Source organism: Streptosporangium fragile, from assembly GCF_039534445.1.
GTDB classification, from domain to species: Bacteria; Actinomycetota; Actinomycetes; order Streptosporangiales; family Streptosporangiaceae; genus Streptosporangium; species Streptosporangium fragile.
Map to the genome: position 1 here is coordinate 134,551 of NZ_BAAAVI010000017.1, position 8,140 is coordinate 142,690.

The window sequence follows — 8,140 nt, forward strand, 5'->3', positions numbered from 1 at the left end:
TACGCCGACAGTGCTCGCCGCCAACCGCCGGACCCTGCCGGAGGCGGGCCTCAACGCCGGTGGGGACGGCGGCGAGCGGTGGAGTCCCGCTCCACGAGCCTGACCGGCAGGGTCATCAACCGGCCCGGACGTGAAAGCACGGCGGTGACCGCCGCCCTGCCCTGAGCACGGAGCGGAGCTGCGACGGTGGTCAGGGGCGGGGTGACGATCCGGGCGGGGAAGACGTTGTCGAAGCCGACCACGCTGACCTCGGCGGGCACGCACACCCCGCTCGCCTGCAGGGCGAGGAGGACACCGATGGCGAGCAGGTCGTTGTAGGCGATCACGGCGGTGGGCAGCTCGCGCAGCAGTTCGGCCGTCGCCGCTCGGCCGCCTTCCGGCGTGGGGGTGAAGGGGCCGATGCGCCGCACCCGCAGGCTCAGGTCGGCAGCGGCCTCGCGCAGGTAGCGCCAGCGCATGCCGTCGGCCCAGGAGGCCTCCGGCCCGGCGACGTAGGTCAGGGCGCGGTGGCCGAGGTCGTACAGATGCCGTACGGCCAGGTGCATGCCGTACGCGTTGTCGTGCACGATGCCGGGCACGTCGGTGACCACCCGGTTGAGCAGGATCGTGGGCCGCTGCTTGGCGGCCACGCGGATGGCCGAGTCCGACATCCTGGTGCCGGCCAGGATGACGCCGTCGACTCCCGGCAGCGCCCGCTCCAGGCTGTGGCGCTCCAGCCGGTCGGACTCCTGGGCGTCGATGAGGAGCAGCACGTAACCGGCTTCGGCGGCGGCGGACTCCGCGCCGCGGATGATCTCCCCGTAGACCGGGTTGGTCACGTCGGAGACCACCAGCGCGAGCATGTTGGTGCGGCCGGTGGGCAGTGCGGCGGCCAGCGGGTTGACGCGGTAGCCCAGCTCGGCGGCGACCCTGCGGATACGTTCCGCGGTGGCGGCGTTGACCCTGCCCGGCCGGGAGAAGGCCCGCGAGACGGTGGAGGCGGCCACTCCGGCCGCCCTGGCCACGTCGTAGATCGTCGGCGGCTTCTCGCTCACGTTTGACAGTAGGCGATCTGGGCGGCCAGGTGACCCGCGCCGTAGCCGTTGTCGATGTTGACCACGGCGACGCCGGGTGCGCAGGCGTTGAGCATGGACAGCAGGGGAGCCAGGCCGCCGAAGGCCGCGCCGTAGCCGACCGAGGTCGGCACGGCCACCACCGGCGCGCTGATCAGCCCTGCCACCACGCTCGGCAGCGCGCCGTCCATCCCGGCCGCCACCACCACGACCCGGGCGCCGCGCAGCAGGTCGAGCCGGTCCAGCACCCGGTGCAGCCCCGCCACGCCCACGTCCACCACCAGCTCGCACTCGCGGCCGAGGTAACGGGCGGTCAGCTCGGCCTCGCGGGCCACCGGCAGGTCGGAGGTGCCGGCCGCCAGCACGACCACCCGCCCGCCCGACGGCTCGGGCGGCTCGGGCGGCCAGGCCAGCAGCCGGGCGTCCTGCTCGTACCGCGCGTCGGGCAGTTCTTCCAGCACGGCCCGCGCGTGCGCGGCGGCGGCGCGGGTGAAGAGCGTGACCGCGTCCCCCCTGAGCTGGGCGGCGATCGCGCGGACCTGCTCCGGGGTTTTGCCCTCGCAGTAGACCGCCTCGGGATAGCCCCGGCGTGCCGCCCGATCGTGGTCGAGCCGGGCGAAAGAGGCGGGTGCCTGCCACCTGTCAGCCACGCCGTACCTCCACCAGCGGCAGCGTGAACGCGCCCGACTGGATGCCCGCCAGATCGACGGTGACCATGCGGAAACCCGCCTGCCGTACCGAGGACAACACCCGCTCGCGCAGCTCGCCCGCGATCGACGGGATGTCGGCGACGGGCACCTCGATCCGGGCGACCTCGCCGTGATGGCGGACCCGGCAGTCACCCAGGCCCAGTTCGCGCAGGGCGTGCTCGGCCTGCTCGATCTGGCGCAGCTTCTCGGGCGTGACTTCCTCGAAGTGCGGGATGCGCGAGGCCAGGCAGGGAGCGGCGGGTTTGTCGGCACAGGGCAGGCCCAGGGCGGTGGCGACGCGGCGGACGGCCGCCTTGTCCAGCCCGGCGTCGGCCAGCGGCCGCAGCACCCGGTGGTCGGCGGCGGCGCGGCTGCCGGGCCGGTCGGGCCGGCGCACGTCGTCGGCGTTCTCGCCGTAGGCGATCGCGGACAGCCCCAGGCCGGCCGCGGAGATCCGGGTGAACAGCTCGTCCTTGCAGTGGAAACAGCGGTCCGGGCCGTTGGCGCGGTAGGCGGGCAGGTCGCCCTCGTGGGTGGTCACCTCGACCACCTCGGCGCCGATGTGCGCGGCGACGTCGTGGGCGGCCGCGCGCTCGTCGGCGGCCAGGCTCGGCGACACCCCCAGGATCGCCGCGACCCGGCGGGTGCCCAGCTCGCGGACGGCGAGCGCCAGTAGGACCGAGGAGTCGACGCCTCCGGAGAAGGCCACGCCGAGCCGTCCTTCGATCCGCAGCAGGGCGCCCACCCGGTCGGCGAGCGCGGCCTCCGGGCCGGTCAGTGTCGGGAGCACGTTTCCTCCAGGTGGGAAGGGACCGGCTCGCCGGGTGCGAGCCGGGCCGTGCGGGCGGCCGCCAGGGCCGCGTCCAGCACCGCGCGGACCGCGAGCCCTTCCTGTACGGCGAGGCGCGCGGCGTCCTCGAACTCCGGCGTGGCCTGGACGATCACCCCGTCGCGGTGGCCGACCTTGACGGGGAGCCGGGCGCCGAGGACGTCCACGTGCGCCCAGCCGCGTTCCAGCGGGGTCTTGCGGACGGCGCGCTCGCGCACGCCGAGCGTCGTGGTCAGCCGGAAGATCGCCGAACGCAGCGGGTCCGCCTGCCCGGGGGAGGCCAGGACGCACAGGGTGTGGGCGGGGCGGCCCTTCTTCATCACGATGGGCACCAGCCAGGCGTCGGCCGCGCCCGCTTCCAGGAGGGAGGTCAGGACCGTCGGCCATATCCGGGGATCAAGATCGTCGATGTTGGCCTCCAGGACGATCGCGTCCTCCGGCTGATCGCCTTCAACGCCCAGCAGGACGCGCACGACGTTGGGGCGGCCGGGGACGTCCCGCCCGCCCGCGCCGATCCCGGTGGCCTCCAGCCGCATCGGCGGCAGCTCGGCGCACTCGCGGGCCAGCGCGGTGACCAGGGCCATGCCGGTGGGGGTGGCCAGCTCGCCCTCGCCGCCCGCGAGGATCCGCCATCCGGCGGCGAGTTCGGCCACGGCCGGGACGGGGACCGGGAGCTCCCCGTGGGCGGTCCGCACCCGGCCCGACCCGACCGCCACCGGACCCGCGCTCAGCTCGCTCACGCCCAGATCGTGCAGGGCTGTGCAGACCCCGACCACGTCGGCGATCGAGTCCCAGGCGCCGACCTCGTGGAAATGGACCTGGGCGACCGGGACGCCGTGGACCCGGGCCTCGGCGTGCGCCAGCCGCTCGAACACCGCCAGGGCGTCACCGCGTACCCGGCCGGGAAGCGTGGTACGGCTGATGAGCTCGCGGATGTCGTCCCAGGTCCGGGGGTGGTGCCGGTCGGTGCTCTCCACCTGGAGGTGGGTGGCGCGTAGCCCGGCGCGGGTGACCTGGCGTGGCGTCAGCCGTACCTCGTCCGGGATGACCGCCGCCACAGCGGCGCGGACAGCCTCCAGGCGGGCGCCCGCATCCAGCAGCGCGGCCAGGAGCATGTCCCCGGCGACCCCGGCCGAGGCGTCGATCCAGGCGCGTCTCATGACCGCAACCGGTAGAGGACCTCGCCCGCCTGGGGCACCACGAAGGTGTCCGGATCGGCGGCGAGCGCGTCCGGATCAACGTGCGCAGGGTCGAGGTAGCCGAGGTTGGCCTGCCGTACCACGTGCTCGGGGATGGCGGTGGCGAGGGTGACGCGGACCCGGCAGCGCTCGCCGTGTTCCGGCGAGTAGGTGCCCGCGCCGCGCAGGTGGGTGGAGTGAGCCAGGACGCCCCAGTGCAGGTGCTTGAAGCGGTCCCACTGCCGGGTGAAGTAGTCGCGGCAGTGGTAGCCGATCTCCTCGATCTCCGGGTGCATCTCGGAGATCGAGGAGATGTGCGGGGCGTAGAGGATGACCTCGCCGCCGTCGGCGACCACGGGTTCGAGCTTGTAGAAGCCCTTGGCCCCCGTCCACATGTCTTGATATTTCGTCGGAAGGATGGAGACGACACGTTTGACTGGCGCGTCCAGGTAGCGGACATGCGCCTCCGCGGAGACCCCGGCCGCCGCCGCCCACGCCCGCTCCGGCGTGCCGTACGCGATCGAATGGAGCTCGTCCGATCCCGAGCGGACCACCAGGCAGAACGCCAGCCTCCTGCTCGGGATCAGCGAGGCGGCCTCGTCTATCAGGGCGCGGACCGGGGTGATGCCGCGCGTACCGATGATCTCCGAGCTGGTGATCAGCGCGCCGAGCCAGTGCGACAGGTCGATGACGTCGGCACCCGCGACACCGGGGAAGAAGTACTTGTTCCCACCGGAGAAGCCGACCACCTCGTGCGGGAAGACCGGCCCGAGGACCAGCGCGACATCGTGTTCCACCACCGCACGGTTGATCCGCACGTCCACCTCGTGCCGCAGCAGCCCGTTCGACAGCTCACCGATCCGGTCGGCGGAGATGGTGCCGAGCGAGACGAACGTGGACGGCTCCCACCAGGCGTGGTTGATCGCGTGAATGCCCGGGGCCGGCTCGGTGTCCGTCATCGGGGCGTGGGTGCCCAGCGCGATGAGCACGGTCAGGCGGCCGACCCGGCCCTCCAGCGCGTCACGGACGGCGGTGAGCAGCAGGGGGAGCGGGCAGCTCCGGGTCCCGTCGGGGACCACCACGCACACGCTGCGGCCGTCGAGATCCTCGGCGGCGAGCCGCTCGGCCACGAAGCGCCGCACCTGTTCGTCGGTGAGGACGACGCCGGGCCCGCCGATCTGTGTCGTCATGACCGCAGCCGACCACACCGGCGGCCCTCCTCGCAAACCGGCGGGACAACTCATGGCAACCGATTGCCACCGCCTCCACGCGGCGCCGAGCATGCGCACATGCGCCTTCGACCCCACGATGATCGGCTGCTGCCCCCCGATCCTGCGGTGCGCGCGATCGCCCGCCGCCTGTACGGTGCCGTCCGGGAGCTGCCCATCCTCTCCCCGCACGGCCACGTCGATCCCCGGTTGCTGCTGGAAGACGCGCCGTTCGCCGATCCGGCCAGCCTGCTGATCTCACCCGACCACTACGTCACCCGCCTGCTGCACGCCGGCGGCGTGCAGCTCGGCGAATCGGGCGTGGGGCAGGGGCCGCTGCCCGAGCCGCAGGCCCGGCAGGTCTGGCGGCGCCTGTGCGAGAACTGGAAGCTCTTCCGCGGCACCCCGGTCCGCTACTGGCTGGAGGCGGAGCTGGCGGAGATCTTCGGCGTCGACGAGCGGCCCTCCGCCGAGAGCGCCGACCGGATCTACGACCACCTCGCGATGCGGCTGGCCGACCCGGCCTACCGGCCCCGCGCGCTGTTCCGGCGCTTCGGCATCGAGGCGCTGGCGACCACCGACGACCCGTGCGACGACCTGTCCGCGCACCGGGCGCTGGCCGCCGACCCGGGCTGGGACGGCCGGGTCGTGCCCACCTTCCGGCCGGACCGGTACCTGGAGGCGGGGGAGGAGGGCTGGCCCGCGCTGGTGAAGCGGCTCGGCGAGGCGGCCGATGTCGATGTCGCCGACTTCTCCGGATTCGTCGGGGCTTTGGAGGCGAGACGCCGCTACTTCATCGAGCACGGCGCGACCTCCGCCGACCACAGCCACGCCGACGTGCGCACCGACCCGCTGTCCCCGGCCGAGGCCGACCGCATCTACCGGGAGGCCCTGGCCGGTACGGCAGGCCGAGCCGAAACCATCGCCCTCCGCCGTCACCTGCTGCTGGAGATGGCCCGCATGTCCTGCGAGGACGGCTTGGTGATGACGCTCCATCCGGCGGTGCGGCGCAACCACCACACCCCCACCTTCCGGAGCTTCGGCTCCGACACCGGGCACGACATCCCGCTGCGTGCGGAGTTCACCGACGCGCTGCGTCCGCTGCTGGAGAGGTACGGCACGGCCGAGGGTTTCCAGCTCGTGCTGTTCACCCTGGACGAGACGGTGTTCTCGCGGGAGATCGCCCCGCTGGCCGGCTTCTACCCGTCCGTCTACGCGGGCGCGCCCTGGTGGTTCCTGGACGCCCCCGACGCCATCCGCCGCTACCGCCGCGCGGTCACCGAGACCGCCGGCTTCTCCCGCACCTCCGGCTTCGTCGACGACACCCGCGCCTTCTGCTCGATCCCGGCCCGCCATGACATGTCGCGCAGGCTGGACTGCGGCTTCCTGGCCGAGCTGGTCGCCGAGCACCGGCTGGAGGAGGACGAGGCGGCCGAGATCGCGGTGGAGCTGGTCACCGTCAACCCCCGAAAGGCCTTCAAACTGTGACGCCCCGTCGTACGGTACGCATGCTCCACCTGGGCCTCGGCGGGTTCTTCCGCGCCCACCAGGCCTGGTACACCCACCACGCCTCCGACCGGTGGGGGATCGCGGCCTTCAGCAACCGCAGCACTGCCCTGGCGGCGCGGCTCACGGCCCGGGCCGGACTCTACACCCTGATCACCCGGGCGCCCGACGGCGACCGGAGCGAGGTCGTCGAGTCCCTGGTCGCCGCCCATCCGGGCGGTGACCACGCCGCATGGCTGGACTACTGGCGGCAGCCGGAGCTCGCCGTCGTCACGTTGACAGTCACCGAGGCGGGCTACGCCCACGCGACCCCGGATGATGTCGGGACGCTCCGCGCCGACCCCCGGGCGCCGGTCGCCACGGCCGCCGCCCGGCTGCTGGCCGGGCTCGTGGCCCGCCGGGAGGCCGGGCACGGGCCGGTGGCGATCGTGCCGTGCGACAATCTGCCGGGCAACGGCGAGCTGACCGAGCGGGTGATCGCCGAGCTCGCCGAGGCGACGGGACACTCCGCCGCGGCGCGGCACGCCGCCTACGTTTCCACGATGGTGGACCGGATCACGCCCTATCCCACCGAGGAGGACCCGACCGCGGTGGTCACCGAGCCGTTCACCGAGTGGGTGCTGGCCGGCGACTTCCCCGCGGGCAGGCCGGCCTGGGAGGAGGCGGGCGCCCGGTTCGTCGCCGACGTCACGCCGTACGAGGACCGCAAGCTGCGGCTGCTCAACGGCGCGCACTCCATGCTCGCCTACGCCGGCCCCCCGCGCGGGCACGGGACCGTGGCCGAGGCCGTCGCCGACCCGGTCTGCCGTGCCTGGCTGGCGCAGTGGTGGGAGGAAGCCTCCCGCGGCCTCGACTTCCCCGAAGCCGAGCTGGCCGCCTATCGCGACGCCCTGCTGGAGCGCTTCGCGAACCCGAGGATCAGGCACACCCTCGCCAAGATCGCCGAGAACGGCCTGCAGAAGATCACCACCCGGGTGCTGCCCGTCCTCAGGGCCGAACGCGAGCGTGGCAGGCTCCCCGAGGGCGCGATCCGCATCCTCGCCGCCTGGCTGCTGCACTGCCCGCAGGCGGCGCTCGCGGATCTCGGCCTGGCCGACGACGGCGAGCTGGTCGCGGCGGTCGCCAGGCATTCACGGGAGCTCGGGTGACCAAGGAGATCGTCGCCGCCCTGGACCGGGCGCGGCCCGTGACGTGCGTCCGCATCACCGGCGGTGCCTTCCGCGCGCCGCTCCGGCGGCGGGCGGTGGGCGCGATGATCGACCGGCCGGCGGTGTTCGTCTCCGGCTCCGAGGGCACCGCGCTCGGAGCCGCCGCGCTCGGCCCGCACGCCCTCGGGCGCGCTCCCGACCTCGCGGCGGCTCCGTCGCTTCTCGGCCCCGCCTGAGGACCTACTCGGCCAGTGTGATGGCCGCGGCGGGGCAGACGGCCGCGGCCTCGCGGACCAGCGCGTGCTGGTCCGCGCCGGGCTCAGCGTCCAGCAGGATGACGATGCCGTCGTCGTCGCGCTGGTCGAACACCTCCGGCGCGATCAGCACGCACTGTCCGGCGCCGCAGCACTTGTCCTCGTCAACAGTGATCTTCATGTCAGCTCCTCACCAGCGGACCGGCAGCGTGCGCAGGCCACCGACGGCCAGCCCTTCGACCCGCTCCAGCTCCGCCACCGGCACGGCCAGCTCCA

Annotated in this window: 9 protein-coding genes; 3 read left to right on the forward strand and 6 right to left on the reverse strand. The window is 73.6% G+C overall.

Features of this window, described 5'->3' with window-relative positions; translation table 11 throughout:
• Window positions 1–50: 50 nt before the first annotated feature.
• Genes ABD841_RS14165 through ABD841_RS14185 form a run of 5 tightly spaced genes read right to left on the reverse strand, consistent with a single transcriptional unit; the run spans window position 51 to window position 4,938 of the window.
• On the reverse strand, window positions 51–1,034 hold the full coding sequence (locus ABD841_RS14165; protein WP_344971431.1) for a LacI family DNA-binding transcriptional regulator: 984 nt from the start codon (window positions 1,032–1,034) through the stop codon (window positions 51–53).
• A complete protein-coding gene (gene larB / locus ABD841_RS14170; RefSeq protein WP_344971433.1) occupies window positions 1,031–1,702 on the reverse strand; it encodes a nickel pincer cofactor biosynthesis protein LarB in 672 nt (223 codons plus the stop codon). The genes ABD841_RS14165 and larB overlap by 4 nt, the downstream gene beginning before the upstream one ends.
• The gene (gene larE / locus ABD841_RS14175; RefSeq protein WP_344971435.1) at window positions 1,695–2,531 is read right to left on the reverse strand and encodes an ATP-dependent sacrificial sulfur transferase LarE; all 837 of its coding nucleotides are present in this window, start codon (window positions 2,529–2,531) and stop codon (window positions 1,695–1,697) included. Before larE ends, larB begins: the two co-directional genes overlap by 8 nt.
• The gene (larC, locus tag ABD841_RS14180) at window positions 2,516–3,730 is read right to left on the reverse strand and encodes a nickel pincer cofactor biosynthesis protein LarC (protein ID WP_344971437.1); all 1,215 of its coding nucleotides are present in this window, start codon (window positions 3,728–3,730) and stop codon (window positions 2,516–2,518) included. Before larC ends, larE begins: the two co-directional genes overlap by 16 nt.
• Window positions 3,727–4,938, reverse strand: coding sequence for a lactate racemase domain-containing protein (locus ABD841_RS14185; RefSeq protein ID WP_344971439.1), 1,212 nt, complete (start codon window positions 4,936–4,938; stop codon window positions 3,727–3,729). The genes larC and ABD841_RS14185 overlap by 4 nt, the downstream gene beginning before the upstream one ends.
• 99 nt (window positions 4,939–5,037) lie before the next feature.
• Between ABD841_RS14185 and uxaC the strand changes: the two genes are divergently transcribed.
• From uxaC to ABD841_RS14200, 3 genes are read left to right on the forward strand one after another with little or no spacing between them, the layout of a single operon-like run.
• Window positions 5,038–6,444 carry a glucuronate isomerase gene (uxaC, locus tag ABD841_RS14190; protein WP_344971441.1) on the forward strand — a complete coding sequence of 469 codons (1,407 nt, stop codon included), beginning with the start codon at window positions 5,038–5,040 and terminating at the stop codon, window positions 6,442–6,444.
• Window positions 6,445–6,464: 20 nt separating this feature from the next.
• Window positions 6,465–7,610: a mannitol dehydrogenase family protein gene (locus tag ABD841_RS14195; protein WP_344971443.1), complete on the forward strand. Its 1,146-nt coding sequence runs from the start codon at window positions 6,465–6,467 to the stop codon at window positions 7,608–7,610.
• Window positions 7,607–7,846, forward strand: a complete 240-nt coding sequence (locus ABD841_RS14200) for an FGGY-family carbohydrate kinase (protein ID WP_344971445.1) — start codon at window positions 7,607–7,609, stop codon at window positions 7,844–7,846. The genes ABD841_RS14195 and ABD841_RS14200 overlap by 4 nt, the downstream gene beginning before the upstream one ends.
• Before the next feature lie 4 nt (window positions 7,847–7,850).
• On the opposite strand, the gene ABD841_RS14205 is transcribed toward ABD841_RS14200, so the two are convergent.
• On the reverse strand, window positions 7,851–8,045 hold the full coding sequence (locus ABD841_RS14205) for a ferredoxin (protein ID WP_344971447.1): 195 nt from the start codon (window positions 8,043–8,045) through the stop codon (window positions 7,851–7,853).
• Between the last annotated feature and the right edge of the window lie 95 nt (window positions 8,046–8,140).

Excerpts from the sequence above, each read along its gene's own strand:
- uxaC (WP_344971441.1), top strand. The coding sequence starts at position 5,038 with ATGCGCCTTCGACCCCACGATGATCGGCTGCTGCCCCCCGATCCTGCG.
- larC (WP_344971437.1), bottom strand. The coding sequence starts at position 3,730 with ATGAGACGCGCCTGGATCGACGCCTCGGCCGGGGTCGCCGGGGACATG.
- ABD841_RS14185 (WP_344971439.1), bottom strand. The coding sequence starts at position 4,938 with ATGACGACACAGATCGGCGGGCCCGGCGTCGTCCTCACCGACGAACAG.
- ABD841_RS14205 (WP_344971447.1), bottom strand. The coding sequence starts at position 8,045 with ATGAAGATCACTGTTGACGAGGACAAGTGCTGCGGCGCCGGACAGTGC.
- ABD841_RS14195 (WP_344971443.1), top strand. The coding sequence starts at position 6,465 with ATGCTCCACCTGGGCCTCGGCGGGTTCTTCCGCGCCCACCAGGCCTGG.